Source organism: Arthrobacter sp. CJ23 (assembly GCF_024741795.1).
Classification (GTDB): Bacteria; Actinomycetota; Actinomycetes; order Actinomycetales; family Micrococcaceae; genus Arthrobacter.
In genome coordinates this window covers 3,544,988-3,567,076 of sequence record NZ_CP102950.1, presented here as the reverse complement: position 1 = coordinate 3,567,076, position 22,089 = coordinate 3,544,988, and the positions used below count along the sequence as shown (strand labels likewise).

The window sequence follows — 22,089 nt, the reverse complement described above, 5'->3', positions numbered from 1 at the left end:
CTTGAAACGGCAAATAGACTGGGACGGTGACTTCCCAGGACTCCTTGACCTCGCTCGCTGCCGCCCGGACCGCCGTGGCGGCCTTGCTCGACGGCGGTGTGCGGCATGTGGTGGTGGCGCCGGGTTCGCGCTCGGCCCCCGTGGCGTACGCCCTGGCGGAGGCCGAGGCCGCCGGCCGCGTCCGGCTCCACGTGCGGATCGACGAGCGCTCCGCCGGGTTCACGGCCCTGGGCCTGGCCCTGTCCACCGGCTCACCGGCGGCCGTGCTGACCACCTCGGGGACCGCCGTCGGGAACCTGCTCCCGGCCGTGATGGAAGCCAACCACGCCGCCGTGCCGCTGGTGGTGATGTCGGCCGACCGCCCGGCCGAACTGCAGGGCACCGGCGCCAACCAGACCACCATCCAGCTGGACCTGTTCGGCGACCACGTCCGCTTCGCGGCCAACGTCCCGGCGGGCGACCACCCGGAACGTGCCGTGCAGACGGCCCTGTACGCAGCCACCGGCGCGCTCGAGGACACGCCGCCCGGACCCGTCCAGCTCAACCTCGCCTTCCGCGAACCGCTGGTCCCGGAGGCGGGCGAGGCGCTGCCGCCGCAGGCGGGACACGGCGTGTTCCACTACGACGCCGGGCCCCTGGCCTTCGACCTCCCGCCGGCAGCGGCGGCACTGCCCGAGCGCCGGACCGTGGTCCTGGCAGGGCACGACGCCGGTCCGGTCGCCGAGGCTTTCGCCCGCGCCCACGGCCTGCCGCTGCTGGCCGAACCGTCCTCGAACGCCCGTTTCGGGCCGAACGCTGTGGGCCCGTACCGGCTGCTGCTGGAGCACTTCGGCCCGGACTCCGCCCTGCCCATCGAGCGGGTGGTCCTGTTCGGCCGGGCCACGCTGTCCCGGCCGGTCGCGACGCTACTGGCACGTGAGGACGTGGCCTCGGCGATCTACCAGCCGGTCCCGGTGGCCTGGTACGAGGCTGGCCGCCGCCGCGAGACCCCCTTCGAAACGCTGGCTGAACTGGCGGAATTTGCCGGCCGCGGCCCTGCCGAATGGCTGGACGCCTGGCTCCTGGCCGGCGCCGCGGCCCAGCACGCCCTCGACGGTGTCCTGGCGTCCGGGGGCAGCGCGTCCGGGGCGTCCGGGGGCAGCGCGTCCGGGGCGTCCGACGCCGGCGCGTCCGGGGCAGCCACCGGGCCGGCCGCCGGCGCCGCGGTCTGGGCGCACGCCCGCGGGCAGCTGGTCCTGGGCTCGTCCAACGGCATCCGCGACGTGGACCTCGCCGGCCAGCCCGCGCCGGAACCCGTGGCCACCGTGTACGCTAACCGCGGCCTCGCGGGCATTGATGGCACCATTGCCACCGCCACCGGCATCGCCCTGGGCGGCGGCCGCGAAACCACCCTGTTCCTGGGCGACGTCACCTTCCTGCACGACGCCGGCAGCCTGCTCCTCGGGGCCGGGGAAGCCGTGCCGGACCTGCGCATCGTGGTGCTCAACGACGCAGGCGGCGGCATCTTCGGACTCCTCGAGCACGGCGCGGTGGAGGACGGCGGCGGCTACGGCACCGCCGTCGAGCGCCTCTTCGGCACCCCGCACTCGGTGGACATCGCGGCACTCGCGGCGGCCTACGGCGTCGGGCACCGTGCGGTAAGCACGACGGCGGAACTCGCCGCCGCGCTCAAGTCCCCGCTGAAAGGCCGCAGCATTGTGGAGGTGCGCACGGACCGGGCCGGCCTGCGCCCGCTGCATGCGCGCATCAAGAAGGCCGTGGCCGACGCCGTGGCAGGAGTCCTGGCAAGCTAGCCCCACCCTTTAAAAGCAACGCGGGGTCACTTACGGCCCATAATGCAGTGCAGAATGGGCCGTAAGTGACCCCGCGTTGCTTTGATCAGAGGACGCGGCTGAGGGTCGGGACGGAAGCTAGTCCTCCACGACCTCGATGTGCGTCGGGTCCAGGACGCGGCGCAGGAACTCCTTGGTGCGGGGCTGGGTGGGCGCGCCGATGACCTGTTCGGCCACGCCTTCCTCCACCACCACGCCGCCGTCCATGAAGACCACGCGGTCCGCCACTTCGCGGGCGAAGCCCATCTCGTGCGTGACCACCAGCATGGTCATGCCTTCCCTGGCGAGGTTGCGCATGACGGCCAGGACGTCACCCACGGTCTCGGGGTCCAGGGCGGAGGTGGGCTCATCGAAGAGCATCAGCTCGGGGTTCATGCTGAGGGCCCGGGCGATGGCCACGCGCTGCTGCTGCCCGCCGGAGAGCTGGTCAGGGAAGCGGTCGGCCAGGTGCCCCAGGCCCACGCGTTCCAGGTTGCTCCGGGCGACCTTGTCGGCCTCGGCCTGCGAACGGCGCAGCACCTTGGTCTGTGCCACCGTGCAGTTCCTGAGCGCGTCCAGGTGCGGGAACAGGTTGAACTGCTGGAACACCATGCCCACCTTGCGGCGCATCTTGTCGATGTCCACGTCCAGGTCGGTGGCTTCGAAGCCGCCCACGTGGATGGTGCCCTCGTTGGGCTTCTCCAGGAGGTTGACGCAGCGCAGCAGCGTGGACTTGCCGGAACCGGAGGGACCGATCAGGCAGACAACCTCGCCCGGTGCCACGTCAAGGCTGATGCCCTTGAGGACTTCGTTGCTGCCGTAGGACTTGCGGAGGTCCTTCAGCGAGACTCCGGCGGCCTTTACGGTGCCGCGGGGGTTGGATTCGACGTCGTTCATGACTGTCCTGCCTATCGCTTGGTCCGCGCGGTGCGGCTTTCGAACTTCCGGGCCAAGAGGCTCAACGGGATGGTGATGATGAGGTAGAAGGCACCGGCCACCAGGAGCGGGGTCAGCCCGGCTCCGAGGCTGGAGATACCGTCGCGGCCGAACTTGGTGAGCTCGTACTGGGAGGTGGTGAGGCCCAGGACGTAGATCAGGGACGAGTCCTTGGTAAGCAGGATGATCTCGTTGGTCAGCGGAGGCAGCACGATCTTGAACGCCTGGGGGATCACGATGGTGACCATGGCCCGCCACTGCGGCATGCCCAGGGAGCGGGCGGCTTCCATCTGGCCCTTGGGGACGGCCTGCAGGCCGGCGCGGAGGGTCTCGGCGATGTAGGCCGAGGCCACCATGCCCAGAGACACCATGACCACGATGTTGACGTCCCAGGAGACGCCGAAGGCCAGCGGCACGCCGTAGCCGAAGGCGATGAACACCAGCAGCGCCGGGATGCCCCGGAAGAACTCGATGTAGGCCGTGGCGATCCAGCGGTACAGCGGGAACGAGGACAGTTTCATGAGGGCCAGCAGCAGACCGCCGGACAGGCCCACCACAAACGCCAGGGCGGTGTAGATGAGGGTGTTCTTCAGGCCGGTGACGAAGATGCCCGGGAACATCGGCCCGATCTTGCCGAAGTTGAAGACGCTGTTGCCGATGGTCTTCCAGTCCGCGGCGAGGATCAGTGCGGCCACGGCCACCACGAAGATTCCGGCTTGGACGTACAGGCTCACTCTGGCGCGTTGACGTGCGGTCATTGCCATGGGGTTCTCACATTCATGTTGCGCAGTAGAGGCCCCGCTTGGACTGCTATGCAGATCCGCACGGGGCCTCCGCTGTGTTGGTATCAGGCCGAAGCGCTGGGTTACTTGGCTGCCTCGCCGAACCAGGTGGCCTCGAACTTCTTCAGGGTGCCGTCGTCCGTGAGGCGCTTCAGGGTCGCGTTGACCTGGGTTGCCATGGCCGAGTTGCCCTTCTTGATTGAGATGCCCAGCTTCTCGCCCGTTGCGTAGTTCTCAACGCGCTTCATGGTGGTCTCGTCCTTGATGGCGTAGGCCAGGACGGACTGGTTGCCCAGGGCGGCGTCGATGGTGCCGGCTTTGAGGGCCTGGATCAGGAGTCCGGAGTCCTCGAACTGCTGGGCGTCGATTCCCTTGTCCTTGGCGTACTGGGCGCCGGTGGTGGCCTGCTGGACGCCCACCTTCTTGCCCTTGGCGCTGTCGATGTTCGTGATCCCGGACGCGGACGTTGCCACGAGGGTGAGGTCATCGTCCATGTAGGGGGTGGAGAAATCCATGACGTTCTTGCGGACGTCGGTGATGGAGATCGAGGAGATGGAAACGTCGCACTGGGTGAGCGCGGTGCCGGTCTCGATGGCCTCGAAGGAGCTGTCCACCACGTTCAGTTCGGCCTTGAAGTCCTTGGCGAGTTCGGCGGCGATGTCCATGTCGAAGCCGACGTTCTTGCCGTCCTTCTGGAATTCGAAGGGCTCGTAGGGAATGTCCGAGCAGACGGTGAGCTTGCCAGCGTTGATGAGGGACACGCCTCCCGTCGTGGCAGCCGGGGTGGGGCTGCCGCCGCAGGCCGTGAGAACAAGGGCTCCTGCGGCGAGGAGGGCTGCTGCTTTGGCCTTGGGGTTGCCGAGGAAGGAACGGGAGATCTGCATGTCTTTACCTTTTGTTGCAGGGGATGCGGAACCGAATCGGTTTTAGTGTAGCGCCGAACAAGAGATGTGCATCACAGGAAACTTAGTTTCACTATTGGATAACCGGATTGCCCAAAAATCAAGGGCCTCCGGCGGGACCCCGTCTGGGATCCCGGATTCAACTGCGGATGCCCAGCGATTCGAGCATGGGGCGGAATTTGGCCCAGGTCTCGGCGAGCTCCGCCTCCGGCAATGAGCCCTCCACCACGCCGCAGCCGGCATACAGCCGGACCGTATGGGAGTCCTCGATCACGGCGCCGCGCAGGGCGATGCCCCACTCGCCGTTGCCCGCGCCGTCCAGCCAGCCGACGGGCCCGGCGTAGGGTCCGCGGTCCATGTGTTCGAGGCGGCGGATCAGCGCGCCCGCCACCAGGGTGGGCGTGCCGCACACCGCTGCCGTGGGATGGAGGGCATTGATCAGGGCCAGGCAGGTGGGCACATGGCCCTCGATGTCCGCCAGCTCCGCCTTCACGTCCGAGGCCAGGTGCCACACGTTCGGGAGCTCCAGGATGAAGGGCTCGCTGTGCGCGTTCATTGCCTCGGAGAAGGGCGCCAGCTGCGTGGTCAGCGACTGGATGGCGATCTCGTGCTCGTGCCGCTGCTTCTCGGAGCCGGCCAGGACCCGTTCGGCATACGCCATGGGGGAACCGTCCACGCCCTCGGCGTCGCGCCGGTCCAGCGTGCCGGCCAGCACGCGCGCCTGCGCCGTGCGTCCCTCCACTTGGATGAGCATCTCCGGCGTGGCGCCAACCAGGCCGTCCACGCCGTAGGTCCAGCATTCGCGGTAGCGTGCGGCCAGTTCGCGGAGCACGCCGGACGCCCGGACGCCGTCGGGGATGGTGGCCACAACGTCCCGCGCGAGCACCAGCTTTTCAAGCTTTCCGGTACGGATTTCCGCCACGCCGTCCGCCACGGCCTGCATCCAGTCAGTCTCGCTCAGGGAGCCGCTCGCCAGCGATGCCTGCCGCCCGGAAAGGGACTGCCCGACGGCGGTGCCCCCGTGCGCGTCAGCGGCCGGGTCCGCGGCGGCCAGGGAGCCGGGGGCCGGGTCCGCCGGGGCCGGGTTGCCCGAGGGAACCCAGCGCCGGAAGGCGGCGAGGGCGCCCTCCTCGGTGAGTTCGGCGTCGTCGAGCGTTAACTGGGTGAGCCAGGCCCGGCCGTCACGGATGCCCACCACGATTTCGGGAAGGATCATCCGGGAAACATGCGCGGAGGTCTTGGAGAAGGCGAAGGAGCCGAAGGCCACGGGGCCTGTGCCGGGGATTTCGAGGGCATCGGTGATCTCGGCCTCGAGGATCAGGTGGCGCCACCAGATGTCGGCTTCGAGGAAGCGGTCCGGGCCCGTGGCGGTGAAACGCGCCAGCTCGCCGAAGCCCACCAGGCCGTTCTCGCGGCGGGACCAGCACAGGACGTCGTCCCGGACCAGAAACGACGGCAGCCCCCCGGAAGCTGAGTCAACATCGAGGGGGACTGTCAAGGTCTTCAAAGTGCTGGTGCGGAGCGTGCTCGTCATGATGGAACAACAGTACTCCCGCGCGGGTGTGGAGCCGTGTTGGGCGGATCGGCGGAGCCGCAGCCTCCTGGCCCGGCGCTTCGTCGAAAGTTCTTCCCAAGTTTGTCTGAGACAATTGGATGGTGAACCGAGCATCCTTGGAAAAGCGTCCGGACGAAGTTGCGACGATGTTTGACGATGTCGCCCCCAAATACGACGTCGTCAATGACGTCCTGTCGATGGGGCAGACGCGGCGCTGGCGCCGGATCGTGGTCGAGGCCATGGACGTGAAGCGCGGCCAGCGGGTCCTGGACCTGGCCGCCGGCACCGGCAGCTCGAGCGAACCGTACGCCGACGCCGGCGTGGATGTGGTGGCCTGCGACTTCTCCCTGGGCATGCTCAAGGTAGGCAAGCGCCGCCGCCCGGACATCAACTTCATCGCCGGCGACGCCACCAACCTGCCGTTCGCGGATGACTCCTTCGATGCCACCACCATCTCCTTCGGGCTGCGCAACGTCAACGAGCCCCACAAGGCGCTGGCGGAGATGCTGCGCGTCACCAAGCCCGGCGGCCGCCTGGTCATCGCCGAATTCTCGGCCCCCGTGGTGCCGCTGTGGCGCACCATGTACACGGAATACCTGATGCGGGCCCTGCCTGCCATCGCCACCAAGGTCTCCTCCAACCCGGACGCTTACGTGTACCTCGCCGAATCCATCCGGGCCTGGCCGGACCAGGACCACCTGGCCGCCTGGCTGCAGGAAGCCGGCTGGACCGAGGTCAGCTACCGGAACCTCAGCGGCGGCATCGTGGCCGTGCACCGCGCCCAGAAACCCCCGGTGGAGCACTCGGACAGCGTTCCGGTGGCCAAGCTGCGCCGCCAGGTCAAGCCCCGCCAGGCCAACGACCAGTCGCGCTGAGCCGGCTGAGCTGACTAGGACGACGTGAACGTACTGATCGTCGGCGCGGGCCCCGCCGGGTCCACCGCCGCGTATTACCTTGCCCAGGCCGGCATTGCCGTGACCGTGCTGGAGAAGACCAGTTTCCCCCGCGAGAAGGTCTGCGGCGATGGCCTCACCCCCCGCGCTGTCCGCGAAATCCAGAAGCTCGGTCTGCCGCACGCAGAGTCGGAGGGCTGGCGCCGGAACAAGGGCCTGCGCCTGATTGCCGGCGGCCGCACCATCGAACTGCCCTGGCCCGAGGTTGCGGACTTCCCCACGTACGGGCTCATCCGCACCCGCCTGGGCTTCGACGAGGAACTGGCCCGGCACGCCCAGGCCGCCGGCGCCGTCGTGCTCGAACGCCACTCCGTCACTTCTGCTTTGCAGGCGGAGGACGGGCGGGTGATCGGCGCCCGCGCGTCCATCCTTGACGAGTCCGGACGCAAGACGGGCGAAACACGCGACTTCCATGCCGACGTCGTGCTCGCAGCGGACGGCAACTCCACCCGCACCGCCGTCTCGCTCGGCATGCACAAACGCGACGACCGCCCGCTCGGCGTGGCCGTGCGCACCTACTTCACCTCGCCGCGCCACGAGGACGACTGGATGGAAGGCTGGCTGGAGCTCCCCGGCAAGTCCGGCAAGCCACTGCCCGGCTACGGCTGGGTGTTCGGCGTGGGCGACGGCACCTCCAACGTGGGCCTGGGCATCCTGAACTCCTCCAAGGAATTCGGCAAGCTCGACTACAAGCAGGTCCTGCGGGAATGGACCGCCGGCATGCCCGCCGACTGGGGCTTCACCCCGGAAAACCAGGTGGGCGAGATCCGCGGCGCCGCGCTGCCCATGGGCTTCAACCGCACCCCGCACTACTCGCCCGGCCTGCTCCTGCTGGGCGACGCCGGCGGCATGGTGTCCCCCTTCAACGGCGAGGGCATCTCCTACGCCATGGAGTCCGCCCGGTTCGCGGCCGAGTTCCTTGTTGATGGTGCAGCGCGTTCGCGTTCCGCCGGGTGGGGCTCCGACGACGCCGATGCCCACCTTTCGCGGTACGCCGACTACGTGCGGGAGCAGTGGGGCTCGCACTTCACGCTCGGCCGGATGTTTGCCGCGCTGATCGGCAAGCCCGCCGTCATGAAGCTCGCACTGCGGACGGGCATGCCGGTTCCGATGCTGATGCGTTTCGTGGTGCGGATGCTCGCCAACCTTACGGACCCTTCCGCAAAGGGCTTCGAGGACCGCGTGATCCGCGTCCTGGAGATGCTGGTTCCGGCCACCTCCAACACCACGTCTCCTGCCGCTTCCACGCGCGCCGGCACCGAATCAGCGGTTTCCGCTGCGAAAAGTTAGGGTTAACCCGTGACACACTCTGCCGAACACAGCTGGACGCATGCCGGGCACGGCCTGCCGGACTCTGCTGAGCCTGCCCCCAACACCACCGCGATCGCCACGGGCCTCCAGCTGCCCGCCGGTTTTGCCGCCATCGCCGGCGACGCCGAACTTGGCCCCGCCATCACCACCAACCTTGCCCGGGTGGAGAAGCAGCTCCGCGAAGCGATCTCCAACTCGGACCCGCTGGCTGACGCAACGTCGCGTCACCTTGTGGAAGCCGGCGGCAAGCGCATCCGTCCGCTGCTGACGCTGCTCTGCGCGCACCTCGGTGACGCCTCCCGCCCCGAGGTGGTCCAGGCCGCCGTCGTGGTGGAACTGACGCACCTCGCCACGCTGTACCACGACGACGTCATGGACTCAGCGCCCTTCCGCCGCGGAGCCCCCACGGCGCACGAGGTCTGGGGCAACTCGGTGGCCATCCTCACCGGCGACCTCATCTTTGCCCGCGCCTCGATCCTGGTGTCCGAGCTCGGCTCGCGCGCCCTGGGCATCCAGGCCCGCACCTTCGAGCGGCTGTGCCTGGGCCAGCTGCACGAGACCGTGGGCCCGCGCGAGGACGAGGACGCCGTGGAGCACTACCTGTCCGTCATCGCTGACAAGACCGGCTCCCTGGTGGCCGCCTCCGGGCAGCTCGGTGCGATCTTCGCCGGCGCCGACGAAGCCTTCGAGGACGTGTTGGTGGAGTACGGCGAGAAGGTGGGCGTGGCCTTCCAGCTTGCCGACGACGTCATCGATGTCACGGGCGTCAAGGTGAAGTCCGGGAAGTCCCCGGGCACCGATCTGCGCGAAGGCGTGCCCACCCTGCCGGTGCTGCTGCTCCGCCGCGATGCGGCAGCAGGCGACCAGTCCGCCGTCGAACTGCTGGAGCTGGTGGACGGAGACCTGTCCTCCGATGAAGCACTGGCCGCCGCCGTGGCCGGGCTGCGCGAGCACCCCGCCACCGCCGAGTCCTGGATGATTGCCCGCCAGTGGTCCGCCGAGGCCATTGCCGCGCTGAAGCCGCTGCCCGAAGGCGTGGTCAAGACCTCCCTGACCAACTTCGCGCACGCCGTGGTGGAGCGCGCCAGCTAAGTTTTCTTCCGTTCCCCGCCCAACTGGCTCGCAGTTGTGGTTGTTTTGGACGCTCAAAACAACCACTAATGCCAGTCAGTTGGGCGGGGTTGGCGTTTAAGGCGGAATGGGCGCTTAAGACGGGAATGGCCCCGGTTCTTTGCGGCGTTACGAGTCATACGCTGCAAGGAACCGGGACCACAGTCTCCGTTCGCATCGGACCTACCGGAGGCATTTAGTAGATCCGTGAATAGCATATGACAAATTTGTCACAAGCGCAACAGGCCAAGTCAACCGGTTTTCCAGCTGGCTGTGTGCTGTCCCCGTGCCGTCTTGGGGCACTTTGGCGGCCCACGTGCCCTCTTGGACCTGATTCGGCGGCGTGTTCGTGTCAAAGTGCCCCGGTTTGGACGGCGGCTTGTCCACATATGCCACATGGTGCCTGTTGCGAGCCGGCCTTCAACTGGGTTGATGAGGACATGGACATCTCCTCATTCCTTGCCAGACGCGGCGGTGTGGCCAGACGCAGCACCCTACTGGCCGCCGGGATCACCAAGGCGGACATCGAATCGGCCTTGAGCGCGGGCAAGGTCCTTAGGCTGCGCCGCGGCATCTACGCCGTGCCGGGGGGAGCGAGGGACATCAGGCACGCCCAAAGCTGCAATGCGCTGCTGACGTGCGTCTCGGGGGCGCCCCACTACGGGCTATGGACCTTGAACCCCGCGGCCGGGCTGCACCTTAGCGCCGGCCACAAGCCCGTCCCGGAAGATTCCACCAGGCATGGTCCTTGCCGCCATCCCCGTCATCCTTGGTTGCCTGTGGCAGGGCTTGCGGACGTCTTGATTCATGCGCTGCATTGCCTGCCGGAGCTTGAGGCCCTGGTGATGGTGCAGGCCGCCATCAGCCAAGGCAACATCAGCCAGGGATTTCTGGCCGGCAAGCTGCAGGGCAACCGCAACGGGGCGGCCAGAGGAATCCTCGATCTGGTCATTCCGCGGACCGACTCCCTCCTGGAAGTCCTGGCGCACACGCACTTCGTGCGGGCCGGGCTCAAGGTGTGCATGCACGTGGAGCTGAATGGCGTGGGGGAGGTGGACTGTGTGGTGGAGGACTGCCTGGCGGTGGAGCTGGACGGTGGCACCCACCTTGAGCCCCGGCAGGCCAAGAAGGACCAGCGCCGGAACAATGCCACGCTCAAGGGAGGGCGGCTCCCCTTGCGCTACTACTATGACGACGTCGTGCACCACCCGGAGCGCATGGCGGCCGAAGTCTTGGGGGTTCTGGAGTTACGGCGAAGTGGAGCCTTCGATGCAAGGTGACAGCCGCCGTCGTGGGCTACATTGCCGCCTCAGCGGCCGCTGAACGCCAGAATCAACGGCGTGTCCGTGTCAAAGTGCCCCAGGATGGCGCAAACGACGGGCGCGCCCAGCGAAAGGAGCTAGTCCTCGTCGTTGAAGGCCCACTCGAACATGTCGAAGACGAACTCGGAGAAGGTGCCTTCTTCGCTCTTCCACTGGCCGCGGGCATTGTTGCGGCGGTACACGATGGGGTCCGGGACGCCGAGGTCGGCGGTGCGGAAGCCCCAGGTGAACTGCTCTTCCTCGTCCTCGAGGAACATCAGGAAGCCGTCGTCGTCCACCTCAAGCTCCTCGGGGTCCCAGAAGTAGTGGTAGGCCTCCATGAGGTCTTCGCAGCCGCCGATGGCCAGGTAGAACTCCCGCAGGACCAGCGGGACGGTGAACTTGTGCTCGGCCAGGGCGGAGTCGAGCTCCTCCGGGGTGAGGCCGTCTTCCTGCTGCCATTCATCCTCAAGATATTTCGGGACCAGCGCGCGGAACTTCTCGAGGAACATGTCAGTCATGGTTCCATCCTAGCTAATCGCGGCCGCGCGATTCCCCGCCCGCAGCTGCACCCGAAACGCCCCCGGCACGGTGCCAGCCGCGCACCGCCAGGGGCACGCGCCAGCCCCGGCGCCACGCGGTCACCCGGAAGGCGAAAACCACCGCGGCCACGAGTCCCGCGGCCAGGCCGCTGAAGATGCCCAGTTGCCACAGAAGGGCGGTCAGCCCGGCCCCGGTCAAGGCCGGGAGCGCGTAGATGTCGCGGGCGTCGAACAGCCCCGGAACTTCGTTGGCCGTGATGTCCCGCAGCAGGCCGCCGCCCACCGCCGTGGTGACCCCCAGCAGGATGGCGGCGACCGGGTTCATGCCCGCAGTGAGGGCCTTGAGCGTGCCCGTGATGCAGAACAGGGCCAGCCCGCCGGCGTCGAACAGGGTCAGCAACGAGGTGTAGCGCTGCACGTTGGAAAAGAGGAAGTAGACCAGCACGGCGGCCAGCAGGGGAGGGATCAGATAGACCGGGTTGGTGAAGGCCACGGGCGGGCCGGCACCGATGATGATGTCGCGGATCACGCCGCCGCCCAGCGAGACCATGCAGGCCAGCAGGATGGAGCCGATGAAGTCGAACTGCTTCCGAGCAGCGAGCAGGGACCCGGAGACAGCGAAGAAGAACACCCCGGCGAGGTCCAGCCAGACGAGCACAGCGTCAAAAGGGAACAAGTCAAACGAAAACAAGTGGACCCGTTACTTTCTGCCGGCGGCTCTCCATCGATGTGGGCTCAACGTTACGCTAGCTCCCATGAACAGCCCCGTCTTGATCGCCTGTGCCCACGGAACCCGGAACGCCGAAGGCCAGGCCGCCATCCGCCAGGTCCTCGCCGACATCCAGTCCCTGCGCCCCGGCCTGCAGGTCCTGGAGGCCTATGTGGACGTGCAGGAGCCCGAGCTCTCGGCCGTGGTGGCCGGACTCCCGGAAGGCACGCCCGCCGTGGTGGTTCCGCTCCTGCTGAGCACCGGCTTCCACGTCAAGGTGGACGTCCCCAAGGCCATCAAGTCCCGCCCCGAGGTGACCGCGGCGCCGCCCCTCGGCCCGGACCCGCGCCTCGCGGAACTGCTGGCCGCGCAGCTGCGCGCCGCCGGGCTGGAAGAGAACGACGGCGTGCTGCTCGCCGCCGCCGGCTCGTCCCTGCCGGACGGCTCCGTCGACTCCGAGGAACAGGCCCGCCAGCTCGCGGAGCTGCTCCCCAACAAGGTGCGCGTCGCCTATGGGGCCAGTGCCGAACCCAACGTGCCCGACGGCGTAGCGGCCCTGCGTGCCGAACTCGCCGAGGACGGGGGGACCGGGCGCGTGCTGGTGTCCTCGTACCTGCTCGCCACCGGCTATTTCCACGACCAGCTGTTCAAGGCCGGCGCAGACATTGTGACGGCCCCGCTGCTGCCTTCCATGGTGCTCGCGGAGATCGCGCTGGAGCGCTACGACGCCGTGCTGGGCGGGGCCGACTGATCCTTCCGGGAATGCACAGCGGGGCACTCCGGACAAGGGCCACGGCGTGTTCGTGACGAAATGTTTCCCTAGGTGACTCAGCGTTTCCGCCCCTTTGTGGGGGAAATCTGGCCGGTCCTACAGTCTTTGTATGACAGATACAGCTGTAGCCGGACCGTCCACGGACGCCGCAGTCCCCGCGCGCCCGGCACGATCCGCACGCCCTGCCGCGAAACCCCACGGCCAGTGGAAGGTCGACGGCACCGCGCCGCTCAACGGCAACGAAACCTGGAAGCAGGAAGACAACGGGCTGAACGTCCGCGAGCGCATCGAGTCTGTCTACTCAAAGCACGGCTTCGACTCGATCGACGGCACCGACCTGCACGGCCGCTTCCGCTGGTGGGGCCTCTACACCCAGCGCAAGCCCGGGATCGACGGCGGCAAGACCGCCACGCTTGAGCCGCACGAGCTCGAGGACAAGTACTTCATGCTGCGCGTCCGCATCGACGGCGGCGCGCTCACCACCGAGCAGCTGCGCGTCATCGGCCAGATCTCCGTGGACTTCGCCCGCGGCAGCGCCGACCTCACGGACCGCCAGAACATCCAGCTGCACTGGATCCGCGTGGAGGACGTGCCCGAAATCTGGCGCCGCCTCGAAGCCGTCAACCTCTCCACCACCGAGGCCTGCGGCGACGTTCCCCGCGTCATCCTCGGCTCCCCGGTGGCCGGCATCGCCAAGGACGAGATCATCGACCCCACGCCGCTCATCCACGAGCTGGCCGAGCGGTTCATCGGTGACCCGGAGCTGGCCAACCTGCCGCGCAAGTACAAGACCGCCATCACCGGCCACCCGTCCCAGGACGTGGTCCACGAGATCAACGACTTCGCCCTGGTGGGCGTGGTCCACCCCGAACTCGGTGCCGGCTACGACCTCTGGGTGGGCGGCGGCCTGTCCACCAACCCGCGCCTGGCCGAACGCCTGGGCGTGTTCGTCTCCGCCGAGGTCGCGGCCGAAGTGTGGCTCGGCGTCACGAGCATCTTCCGTGACTACGGCTACCGCCGCATGCGCACCAAGGCACGCCTGAAGTTCCTCATGAACGACTGGGGCCCCGCCAAGTTCCGCCAGATCCTTGAAGACGAGTACCTCGGCTTCAAGCTCCCGGACGGCCCGGCCGCGCCGAAGCCCACGGCTCCCGGCGACCACATCGGCATCCACGAGCAGAAGGACGGCAAGTTCTTCATCGGCGTGACCCCCACGGTGGGCCGCACGTCCGGTGAAGCCTTGGTCCAGCTGGCCGATACCCTCGAGGCCCACGGCTCCTACCGCCTGCGCACCACCCCGCACCAGAAGCTCGTCATCCTGGACGTGGCCAAGGAGCAGGTGGAGCCCCTGGTGGCCAAGCTGGACACCCTGGGTCTGTCCGCCCGCCCCTCGTTGTTCCGCCGCGGAACCATCGCGTGCACGGGCATCGAGTTCTGCAAGCTGGCTATCGTGGAAACCAAGGTCACCGCCGCCACGGCCATCGCCGAGCTGGAGACGCGCCTGGCCGACCTCGTCGAAACCAAGCAGCTGCCGCAGGCACTGTCCCTGCACATCAACGGCTGCCCCAACTCCTGCGCCCGCATCCAGACCGCGGACATCGGCCTCAAGGGCATGATGCTGCCAACGCCCGACGGCGATCCCACCCCCGGTTTCCAGGTCCACCTGGGCGGCGGGCTGGCCAACGTCGAGCGCGAGGAAGCCGGCCTGGGACGCACCGTCCGCGGCCTCAAGGTCACGGTGGAAGACCTGCCCGACTACGTGGAGCGTGTGGTCCGCAAGTTCGTCGCCGTTGGCGCCGAGGGCCAGACCTTCGCCGAGTGGGCACTCTCCGCAGACGAAGGGGACCTGCAATGACCGATCCCCAGACACTCGCTGATCCCGCAAGTGCGGCAGCACGGCCCGCCCTTCGGTCACACGAAGAGCTCAAGGCACTGGCCGAAGCCGGCGCCGCGGAGCTCGGCTGGAACGCTCCCGCCCGGGACGTCATCGCCTGGGTGGCTCGCAACTTTGAGCTGCCCGCGGTGACGGTGGCCTGCTCCATGGCCGACGCCGTCCTGCCAGCTTTGGTCGCGGACCAGCTTCCCGGCGTCGACGTCTTGTTCCTGGAGACCGGCTACCACTTCAAGGAAACGTACGAGACCCGCGACGAAGTTGCGGCGAACCTGCGCGTCAACGTAGTGGACGTCCTTCCCGAGAACACCGTGGAACAGCAGGACCGCCTGCTGGGCAAGGACTTGTTCGCCCGCGACCCAGCCCAGTGCTGCGCCCTCCGGAAGGTCCAGCCCCTGCGCCGCTCCCTTGGCGGCTATGAGGTGTGGTTCACCGGTGTCCGACGCGACGAGGCGCCCACCCGCACGAACACGCCGGTGGTCACCTGGGACGAGGGCTTCGGCCTGGTCAAGGTGAACCCGATGGTCGACTGGACCTTCGACCAGCTGGTCGAGTACTCCGAGGACAACATCCTTCCCGTCAACCCACTCCTGAGCCAGGGCTACCCGTCCATCGGTTGCCAGCCCTGCACCCGCAAGGTGGCCCCGGGTGAAGACCCCCGCGCCGGCCGCTGGGCAGGATCCGACAAGACAGAATGCGGACTACACACATGAGCACTTACACAACTGAGGAGCCCACCCAGGTGACTGACGCTGCTGTTTCCACGCGCCTCTCCAGCCTGGACACCCTCGAGTCCGAGGCCATCCACATCATCCGCGAGGTGGTGGCCGAGTTCGAGAAGCCCGCGCTGCTGTTCTCCGGCGGCAAGGACTCCGTGGTCATGCTGCACCTGGCCACCAAGGCCTTCTGGCCGGGCAAGGTCCCGTTCCCCGTGCTGCACGTGGACACCGGCCACAACTTCCCGGAGGTCATCGACTTCCGCGACCGCACCGTGCAGCGCCTCGGCCTCAAGCTCGTGGTGGGCTCCGTCCAGGAGTTCATCGACCGCGGCGAACTCGCCGAACGTGCCGACGGCACCCGCAACCCGCTGCAGACCGTCCCGCTGCTGGACGCGATCCAGCGCAACAAGTTCGACGCCGTCTTCGGCGGCGGCCGCCGCGACGAGGACAAGGCACGCGCCAAGGAGCGCATCCTGAGCCTGCGTGACGAGTTCGGCCAGTGGGATCCGCGCAACCAGCGCCCCGAGCTGTGGAACCTGTACAACGGCCGCCACACCGTGGGCCAGCACGTCCGTGCGTTCCCCATCAGCAACTGGACCGAGCTGGACATCTGGCGCTACATCGAGCGCGAGAACATCGAGCTGCCGGGCCTGTACTACGCCCACGAGCGCGAGGTCTTTGCCCGCGACGGCATGTGGCGTGCAGTGGGCGAGGTCTCCCAGCCGCTGCCGCACGAGGAAGTCATCACCAAGACGGTCCGCTACCGCACCGTGGGCGACATGTCCTGCACCGGTGCCGTTGAATCGGCCGCAGCCACCGTGAGCGACGTTGTGATTGAAGTTGCCGCCTCCACCATCACCGAACGTGGCGCCACCCGTGCAGATGACCGCATCTCCGAGGCAGCCATGGAAGACCGCAAGAAGGATGGGTACTTCTAAATGAGCACCGAAACCGCATTCCTGGACGCCGGACTCGCCTCCGCGCCGCTTCCGTCCACGCTGTTCCGCTTCGCCACCGCCGGTTCGGTGGACGACGGCAAGTCCACGCTGGTGGGCCGCCTGCTGCACGACTCCAAGGCGATCCTCGCCGACCAGCTCGACGCCGTTGCCCGCACCTCCGCCGACCGCGGCTTTGGCGGGGAGAAGGGCGGGATCGACCTCGCCCTCCTGACCGACGGCCTGCGTGCCGAGCGCGAGCAGGGCATCACCATCGACGTCGCGTACCGCTACTTCGCCACGGACCGCCGCAGCTTCATCCTGGCGGACTGCCCCGGGCACGTGCAGTACACCAAGAACACGGTGACGGGCGCGTCCACTGCGGACGCCGTCGTCGTTCTCATCGACGCCCGCAAGGGTGTCCTGGAGCAGACCCGCCGGCACCTGTCCGTGCTGCAGCTGCTGCGCGTGGCACACGTGATCGTGGCCGTGAACAAGATCGACCTGGTCGAGTTCAGCGAGTCCGTGTTCCGCGACATCGAGGCCGACGTGCAGAAGGTCGCCCGCGAGCTCGGCCTGGGTTCCGACGGCGTTGCGGACCTGCTGGTGATCCCCGTCTCGGCGCTCGACGGCGACAACGTGGTGGACCGCTCGGACCGCACCCCCTGGTACACCGGCCCGGCCCTGCTGGAGGTCCTCGAAACCCTTCCGGCTGCCGACGAGCTCGAAGCCGAGCTGGAAAGCTTCCGCTTCCCGGTCCAGCTGGTCATCCGCCCGCAGGGCGCACTGGCGCCTGACGCCGTGGCCGCAGGGCTCGACGTCGAGGCGTACCGCGACTACCGCGCCTACGCCGGCCAGATCACGGAAGGCTCGGTCAGGCTTGGCGACCAGGTCACCGTGCTGAGCCCGGGCCACGAGCCGCGCACCACCACGGTGACGGGCATCGACTTCGCGGGCCGCGAGCTTGAGGAAGCCGCAGCCCCGCAGTCCGTGGCCATTCGCCTGGCCGAGGAAATCGACATCGCCCGCGGCGACACCATCGCCGCCGCCGGGACCGTCCGGGAAAGCACCGCGGACCTGTACGCGGCCCTGTGCTGGCTCTCGCCCAAGCCGCTGCGCGAAGGCGCCAAGGTGCTGGTCAAGCACGGCACCCGGACCGTGCAGGCCCTGGTCCGCAACGTCACGGGCAAGCTGGACCTCGCCACCTTCAACGTGGAGCCGGCGTCCAGCCTGGAACTCAACGACATCGGACACGCCCAGCTGCGCCTGGCCGCCCCGCTGCCGCTGGAGAACTACCTGCACCACCGCCGCACGGGCGCGTTCCTGGTGATCGACCCGATCGACGGCAACACGCTGGCCGCCGGCCTGGTCAAGGACCACCCGGGCGACCACGAGGACGAGCGCTACGTCATCTGACGCCATCTACGTCACAGAACCGCGGCTTGTTCGCGATTCCGCGCCTTCAACGGCCGGAATTGCGAACAAGCCGCGGTTTTTTGCATGGTGGGATGAACCGCCCCGTACAGCTTGGAGAACACCATGCCCCAGAACACCGCGCCCCGGACCATGCCCCGGAACACCGCGCTCAGCACGCTGCTGGCCTCGGGCCGGGACCTCGTCATTGACGGTGCCCTCGCCACGGAGCTCGAAGCCCACGGCTGCGATCTGGAGGACCCATTGTGGTCCGCGAAGGTCCTCCTGGAGCAGCCGCAGCTGATCAAGCAGGTGCACCGGGACTATTTCGACGCCGGCGCGTCAGTCGCCATCACGGCCAGCTACCAGGCCACGCCGCAGGGCTTCGCGCGGCGCGGGATCGGTGAGGAAGAGGCCCTGGAGCTCGTGGCCTTGAGCGTCCGCCTGGCAGATGAGGCCCGGCGCGAGCATGCGGCCGCCAACCCGGAGGGGAAGCCCCTGCTGATCGCCGGATCCGTGGGCCCGTACGGCGCCTACCTGGCCGACGGCTCGGAGTACCGCGGCGACTACACGCTCAGCCGTACGGAATTCATGGACTTCCACCGGCCGCGCATCGCCGCACTGGTCGGCGCCGGCGCCGACTTCCTCGCCTGCGAGACCCTGCCCTCCTTTGCCGAAGCGGAGGCCCTGCTGGCCCTCGTTGCGGAGTTCGACGTCGAATCCTGGTTCTCCTTCACCCTCCGGGACGGCGGGCACATCAGTGACGGGACGCCCTTGGCCGGGGTGGCGGCGCTGTGCGGTGCCGAGCCGCGCGTGGCCGCCGTCGGGGTGAACTGCGTGCCCCTTGAGCTCGTGGCCCCCGCGCTTGCTGCCCTGGGCGCGGCCGCGAGCACCCCGCTGCTGGTCTACCCGAATTCCGGGGAACACTATGACGCTGTCACCAAGACCTGGGGACCGTCGGGCGGCGGAAACGCCGACGGGCCGGGCAACGGGCAGCCCGCGGGCCTTGCCGGACTGGCCGGTACGTGGCGGGAGCTCGGCGCCAGGCTGGTGGGCGGGTGCTGCCGCACCACGCCCCACGACATCGCCGCCCTGGCCGCCCTCTGACACAAAGCGAAATATGACGTTGCGTGAACGTGCGTGACCCCCGGTTTCCGCCCTATTGAAGCGGAAATATGACAGTCCCTACTGTGAGTCCATGACCTCTTCGGACTGGTCCTTCCTTGCCCTGCCGGGGCGATGTCACAGGGCCTGAATTTCAGCCCCACGACTCGCAACGCAAAGGACCCCATCATGGCAAGCACCCCAGAGACCCCCAACACCGGAACCCAGGCCGGCACCACGCGCATCGTCGCCGGTGAAACGGCCAAGCCCCGGCGCCGCCGCACGCTCGAGATCGGCCTCGCCGTCGGCCTCGTTCTCCTGATCGGCGCCGGCGCGGCCGTGGCCTCGGCGGTCTCCCGCAACAACGAAAGCCAGCCCGCACCGGCAACGTCCGCGGCCGCCGAACTCAAGCTCGGCTACTTCGGCAACGTGACCCACGCCCCGGCCCTGGTGGGCGTCAGCAAGGGGATCATCGCCAAGAACCTCGGCGACACCAAGCTGAGCACCCAGGTCTTCAACGCCGGCCCCGCCGCCATCGAGGCCCTCAACGCCGGCGCCATCGACGCCACCTACATCGGCCCCAACCCGGCCATCAACTCCTTCGTCAAGAGCCAGGGCGAATCGGTGAGCATCATCGCCGGCGCCGCAGCAGGCGGAGCCCAGCTGGTGGTCAAGCCGGAGATCGCCACCCCGGCGGACCTCAAGGGCAAGATCCTCGCTTCCCCGCAGCTCGGCGGCACCCAGGACGTGGCACTCCGCGCCTGGCTCGGCCACCAAGGGTTCAAGACCAACACCGACGGCAGCGGCGACGTCAACATCAACCCCACCGAAAACGCCCAGTCGCTGAAGCTCTTCCAAGACGGAAAGCTCGACGGCGCGTGGCTGCCGGAGCCCTGGGCCTCCCGCCTGGTCCTCGAAGCCGGGGCCAAGGTCCTGGTGGACGAGAAGGACCTCTGGGACAAGGGTGAATTCACCACAACCATCCTGATCGTCAACAAGAAGTTCGCCGCAGAGCACCCGGAGACCGTCAAGGCCCTCCTCAAGGGCCACGTGGAATCCGTCAACTGGCTGAACTCCGCACCGGCCGCCGAGAAGGCCAGCGAAATCAACGCGGCCCTCAAGGACACCGCAGGCAAGCCGCTCGCGGCCAACATCATCGAGCGTTCCTTGCAGAACATCACCTTCACCATCGATCCGCTGGCCGGAACGTACAAGAAGCTGCTGCAGGACGGCGTGGATGCAGGAACCACCAAGCCGGCCGACCTCAGCGGGATCTTCGATCTGCGGGCCCTCAACGAGGTCTCCGGCAAGAAGACCTCCGCGGCCGGGCTCGGCCAGGACTAAGCACCAACAGGCTGGTCCGTCCCACCCGGGACGGGCCGGCCTTTGGCCGCCACCGGGAACACCCGGCAGCGCACAGGCAACATCAGCTCTACCGATCAACACGAAGGACGGGACCATGCCAGTCGTACTGGAACACCTGGGTAAACGCTTCGGCGACGGCGCCCCGGTGCTGGACGACGTCAACGCCAGCATCGCGAAGGGCGAGTTCGTCGCGCTCCTCGGTGCCTCCGGCTGCGGCAAGTCCACCCTGCTGAACATCATCGCCGGACTGGACCAGCCGACGTCGGGCGCCCTTGAGGTGCCCAGCGACGGCGCCGCGTTCATGTTCCAGGACTCGGCCCTGTTCCCGTGGCTGACGGCCCGGGGCAACATCGAACTCGCGCTGCAGCTCGCGGAGAAGAACACTGGCAAGGCCGGCAGCAAGGCCGCGCGCAGCGCCCGCGCCACGGAACTGCTGGAGCTCGTCCACCTGGGCGGGGCCGGGGACAAGCGCCCGCACGAACTCTCCGGCGGCATGCGCCAGCGCGTGGCCCTGGCCCGCTCCCTGGCACAGGACCGGCAGCTGCTCCTCATGGACGAACCCTTCGCCGCCCTGGACGCCATCACCCGCGACCTCCTGCACGACGAGCTGGAACGGATCTGGAAGGAAACCGGCCGGACCATCGTGTTCGTGACCCACAACGTCCGCGAGGCCGTGCGCCTCGGCCAGCGCGTGCTGCTGCTGTCCTCCCGCCCCGGCCGCGTGGTGGCCGAATGGGACGTCACCGAGGAACACCGCACCGATGCCGGCCGCGCCGGGGAACTCACCGCGACCATCACACGCCGCCTGCGCCAGGAGATCCGCCGCCATGCCAACTGAACAGGACGTCCGCCCCGTGACCGAACCCAGCGAGCACATCACTTCGCCCGCTCTCAAAGGCAACCCCGAGGAACTCCGCGACCTCGAGGCCGGCCTGGACAACCTCCAGTCGGACATCCAGCGCAAGGCCGGCATCGACTGGAAACGGGTGCTGCTGCCCGTTGCCGCCCTGGTGGTGTTGGTTGTCGTCTGGCAGTTCTACGTCTCCCTTGGCTTCAAGCGCCGCGACCAGGTTCCGGGCCCCCTAGATGTGTTTGCGCAGATGGCCACGCTGTGGGGCGAAGGCAAGGTCCAGGAATCCGTGTGGACCTCGCTGCAGCGCGGACTTGTCGGCTTCCTCATCAGCGTGGTGATCGCCACCCCCGTGGGACTGCTGCTGGCCCAGGTGGCGCCCCTGCGCCGTGCGTTCGGGCCGCTGATTTCCGGGCTGCAGGTCCTGCCGTCCGTGGCCTGGGTTCCCGCCGCCATCATCTGGTTCGGCCTGACGGACGCCACCGTGTACTTCGTGGTGTTCATGGGCGCCATCCCGTCCATCATCAACGGCCTCATTTCGGGCGTGGACCAGATCCCGCCGCAGTACCGCAGCGTGGGCAAGGTGCTCGGCGCCAACCGCCTGCAGATGGCCCTGCAGATCGTCCTGCCCGCAGCGCTGCCCGGCTACCTCGGTGGCCTCAAGCAGGGCTGGGCCTTCTCCTGGCGTTCGCTCATGGCCGCCGAGATCATCGCGAGAGGCGGCACCATCGGATTCGGCCTCGGCTCGCTTCTTGATGAGGGCCGCGTCCTCGCGGACATGTCCGTGGTCATGTCCTCGATCCTGCTGATCCTGGCCGTGGGCATCCTCGTGGAGCTGCTCATCTTCGGGCCCATCGAGAAGCGGCTCCTGCAGCGCCGCGGCCTGCTGGCCGGCAGCACCCGCTAACCGCCCCCTTTCCTCGCTTCGTCCCCATCGGGACCCAAATCTCGCTGCGCTCGATTCGGGTCCCTCGCCGATGTGGGCCCCTCGGCCAGGTAACCCTGCCGGCGTGGCCCCAACACCCAACTTGAGGCCAGGGCCCGACGGCGACCTTCCGCCGTCGGGCCCTGGCGTTTCCTCTTCGCACCAAACCGGGGCACCGGGCCGAACCGGGGCACTTTGACACG

The 22,089-nt window shown here is 68.1% G+C and carries 20 protein-coding genes; 14 read left to right on the top strand and 6 right to left on the bottom strand.

From position 1 onward, the window contains the following. Positions 1-26 precede the first annotated feature (26 nt). Entirely contained in the window at positions 27-1,793 is a 1,767-nt protein-coding gene (gene menD, locus NVV90_RS16040) for a 2-succinyl-5-enolpyruvyl-6-hydroxy-3-cyclohexene-1-carboxylic-acid synthase (protein WP_258438239.1), read from the top strand. Between the two features lie 117 nt (positions 1,794-1,910). Here the strand turns inward: menD and NVV90_RS16035 are convergent, their stop codons facing one another. From NVV90_RS16035 to NVV90_RS16020, 4 genes are all read right to left on the bottom strand, one after another. Beyond that, on the bottom strand, positions 1,911-2,708 hold the full coding sequence (locus NVV90_RS16035) for an amino acid ABC transporter ATP-binding protein (protein WP_258438238.1): 798 nt from the start codon (positions 2,706-2,708) through the stop codon (positions 1,911-1,913). A gap of 11 nt (positions 2,709-2,719) precedes the next feature. Then, entirely contained in the window at positions 2,720-3,511 is a 792-nt protein-coding gene (locus tag NVV90_RS16030; protein ID WP_258438237.1) for an amino acid ABC transporter permease, read from the bottom strand. A 101-nt stretch (positions 3,512-3,612) separates the two neighbouring features. Further along, complete coding sequence (locus tag NVV90_RS16025) at positions 3,613-4,413, bottom strand: ABC transporter substrate-binding protein (RefSeq protein ID WP_258438236.1); 801 nt, start codon at positions 4,411-4,413, stop codon at positions 3,613-3,615. 157 nt (positions 4,414-4,570) lie between these two features. After that, on the bottom strand, positions 4,571-5,965 hold the full coding sequence (locus NVV90_RS16020; RefSeq protein ID WP_258438235.1) for an isochorismate synthase MenF: 1,395 nt from the start codon (positions 5,963-5,965) through the stop codon (positions 4,571-4,573). 122 nt (positions 5,966-6,087) lie between these two features. Between NVV90_RS16020 and NVV90_RS16015 the strand changes: the two genes are divergently transcribed. The 4 genes from NVV90_RS16015 (at position 6,088) to NVV90_RS16000 (ending at position 10,640) form a co-directional block, all read left to right on the top strand. Further along, positions 6,088-6,861 carry a demethylmenaquinone methyltransferase gene (locus NVV90_RS16015; RefSeq protein WP_258441215.1) on the top strand — a complete coding sequence of 258 codons (774 nt, stop codon included), beginning with the start codon at positions 6,088-6,090 and terminating at the stop codon, positions 6,859-6,861. 24 nt (positions 6,862-6,885) lie between these two features. After that, entirely contained in the window at positions 6,886-8,229 is a 1,344-nt protein-coding gene (locus NVV90_RS16010) for a geranylgeranyl reductase family protein (protein WP_258438234.1), read from the top strand. A gap of 9 nt (positions 8,230-8,238) precedes the next feature. Continuing rightward, positions 8,239-9,342 (top strand): polyprenyl synthetase family protein, encoded by a 1,104-nt coding sequence (locus NVV90_RS16005; protein WP_258438233.1) that lies wholly within the window; start codon positions 8,239-8,241, stop codon positions 9,340-9,342. A gap of 458 nt (positions 9,343-9,800) precedes the next feature. Beyond that, complete coding sequence (locus NVV90_RS16000) at positions 9,801-10,640, top strand: type IV toxin-antitoxin system AbiEi family antitoxin domain-containing protein (RefSeq protein ID WP_258438232.1); 840 nt, start codon at positions 9,801-9,803, stop codon at positions 10,638-10,640. A 119-nt stretch (positions 10,641-10,759) separates the two neighbouring features. Here the strand turns inward: NVV90_RS16000 and NVV90_RS15995 are convergent, their stop codons facing one another. Continuing rightward, positions 10,760-11,182, bottom strand: coding sequence for a hypothetical protein (locus NVV90_RS15995; protein WP_258438231.1), 423 nt, complete (start codon positions 11,180-11,182; stop codon positions 10,760-10,762). Positions 11,183-11,195: 13 nt separating this feature from the next. Next, positions 11,196-11,879 (bottom strand): trimeric intracellular cation channel family protein, encoded by a 684-nt coding sequence (locus NVV90_RS15990; protein ID WP_258441214.1) that lies wholly within the window; start codon positions 11,877-11,879, stop codon positions 11,196-11,198. 79 nt (positions 11,880-11,958) lie between these two features. Between NVV90_RS15990 and NVV90_RS15985 the strand changes: the two genes are divergently transcribed. From NVV90_RS15985 to NVV90_RS15945, 9 genes are all read left to right on the top strand, one after another. Further along, entirely contained in the window at positions 11,959-12,663 is a 705-nt protein-coding gene (locus tag NVV90_RS15985; protein WP_258438230.1) for a sirohydrochlorin chelatase, read from the top strand. Between the two features lie 130 nt (positions 12,664-12,793). After that, positions 12,794-14,539 (top strand): nitrite/sulfite reductase, encoded by a 1,746-nt coding sequence (locus tag NVV90_RS15980; RefSeq protein WP_258438229.1) that lies wholly within the window; start codon positions 12,794-12,796, stop codon positions 14,537-14,539. Then, the gene (locus NVV90_RS15975; protein ID WP_258438228.1) at positions 14,536-15,288 is read left to right on the top strand and encodes a phosphoadenylyl-sulfate reductase; all 753 of its coding nucleotides are present in this window, start codon (positions 14,536-14,538) and stop codon (positions 15,286-15,288) included. Before NVV90_RS15980 ends, NVV90_RS15975 begins: the two co-directional genes overlap by 4 nt. Continuing rightward, positions 15,285-16,232 carry a sulfate adenylyltransferase subunit CysD gene (gene cysD, locus NVV90_RS15970; protein ID WP_258438227.1) on the top strand — a complete coding sequence of 316 codons (948 nt, stop codon included), beginning with the start codon at positions 15,285-15,287 and terminating at the stop codon, positions 16,230-16,232. The genes NVV90_RS15975 and cysD overlap by 4 nt, the downstream gene beginning before the upstream one ends. Then, positions 16,233-17,645, top strand: coding sequence for a sulfate adenylyltransferase subunit 1 (locus tag NVV90_RS15965; protein ID WP_258438226.1), 1,413 nt, complete (start codon positions 16,233-16,235; stop codon positions 17,643-17,645). 150 nt (positions 17,646-17,795) lie between these two features. Then, the gene (mmuM, locus tag NVV90_RS15960) at positions 17,796-18,749 is read left to right on the top strand and encodes a homocysteine S-methyltransferase (protein ID WP_258441213.1); all 954 of its coding nucleotides are present in this window, start codon (positions 17,796-17,798) and stop codon (positions 18,747-18,749) included. A 186-nt stretch (positions 18,750-18,935) separates the two neighbouring features. Continuing rightward, the gene (locus NVV90_RS15955; RefSeq protein WP_258438225.1) at positions 18,936-20,090 is read left to right on the top strand and encodes an ABC transporter substrate-binding protein; all 1,155 of its coding nucleotides are present in this window, start codon (positions 18,936-18,938) and stop codon (positions 20,088-20,090) included. A 115-nt stretch (positions 20,091-20,205) separates the two neighbouring features. Next, a complete protein-coding gene (locus tag NVV90_RS15950; RefSeq protein ID WP_258438224.1) occupies positions 20,206-20,949 on the top strand; it encodes an ABC transporter ATP-binding protein in 744 nt (247 codons plus the stop codon). Further along, on the top strand, positions 20,939-21,868 hold the full coding sequence (locus NVV90_RS15945; protein WP_258438223.1) for an ABC transporter permease: 930 nt from the start codon (positions 20,939-20,941) through the stop codon (positions 21,866-21,868). The genes NVV90_RS15950 and NVV90_RS15945 overlap by 11 nt, the downstream gene beginning before the upstream one ends. Positions 21,869-22,089 lie beyond the last annotated feature (221 nt).

Coding starts and splice junctions, on each gene's coding strand:
- NVV90_RS15945 (WP_258438223.1), top strand. CDS start 20,939: ATGCCAACTGAACAGGACGTCCGCCCCGTGACCGAACCCAGCGAGCAC.
- mmuM (WP_258441213.1), top strand. CDS start 17,796: ATGCCCCGGAACACCGCGCTCAGCACGCTGCTGGCCTCGGGCCGGGAC.
- NVV90_RS15950 (WP_258438224.1), top strand. CDS start 20,206: ATGCCAGTCGTACTGGAACACCTGGGTAAACGCTTCGGCGACGGCGCC.
- NVV90_RS15995 (WP_258438231.1), bottom strand. CDS start 11,182: ATGACTGACATGTTCCTCGAGAAGTTCCGCGCGCTGGTCCCGAAATAT.
- NVV90_RS15975 (WP_258438228.1), top strand. CDS start 14,536: ATGACCGATCCCCAGACACTCGCTGATCCCGCAAGTGCGGCAGCACGG.
- NVV90_RS15980 (WP_258438229.1), top strand. CDS start 12,794: ATGACAGATACAGCTGTAGCCGGACCGTCCACGGACGCCGCAGTCCCC.
- cysD (WP_258438227.1), top strand. CDS start 15,285: ATGAGCACTTACACAACTGAGGAGCCCACCCAGGTGACTGACGCTGCT.
- NVV90_RS15965 (WP_258438226.1), top strand. CDS start 16,233: ATGAGCACCGAAACCGCATTCCTGGACGCCGGACTCGCCTCCGCGCCG.
- NVV90_RS16035 (WP_258438238.1), bottom strand. CDS start 2,708: ATGAACGACGTCGAATCCAACCCCCGCGGCACCGTAAAGGCCGCCGGA.
- NVV90_RS15955 (WP_258438225.1), top strand. CDS start 18,936: ATGGCAAGCACCCCAGAGACCCCCAACACCGGAACCCAGGCCGGCACC.
- NVV90_RS15985 (WP_258438230.1), top strand. CDS start 11,959: ATGAACAGCCCCGTCTTGATCGCCTGTGCCCACGGAACCCGGAACGCC.
- NVV90_RS16000 (WP_258438232.1), top strand. CDS start 9,801: ATGGACATCTCCTCATTCCTTGCCAGACGCGGCGGTGTGGCCAGACGC.
- NVV90_RS16020 (WP_258438235.1), bottom strand. CDS start 5,965: ATGACGAGCACGCTCCGCACCAGCACTTTGAAGACCTTGACAGTCCCC.
- NVV90_RS16025 (WP_258438236.1), bottom strand. CDS start 4,413: ATGCAGATCTCCCGTTCCTTCCTCGGCAACCCCAAGGCCAAAGCAGCA.
- NVV90_RS16030 (WP_258438237.1), bottom strand. CDS start 3,511: ATGGCAATGACCGCACGTCAACGCGCCAGAGTGAGCCTGTACGTCCAA.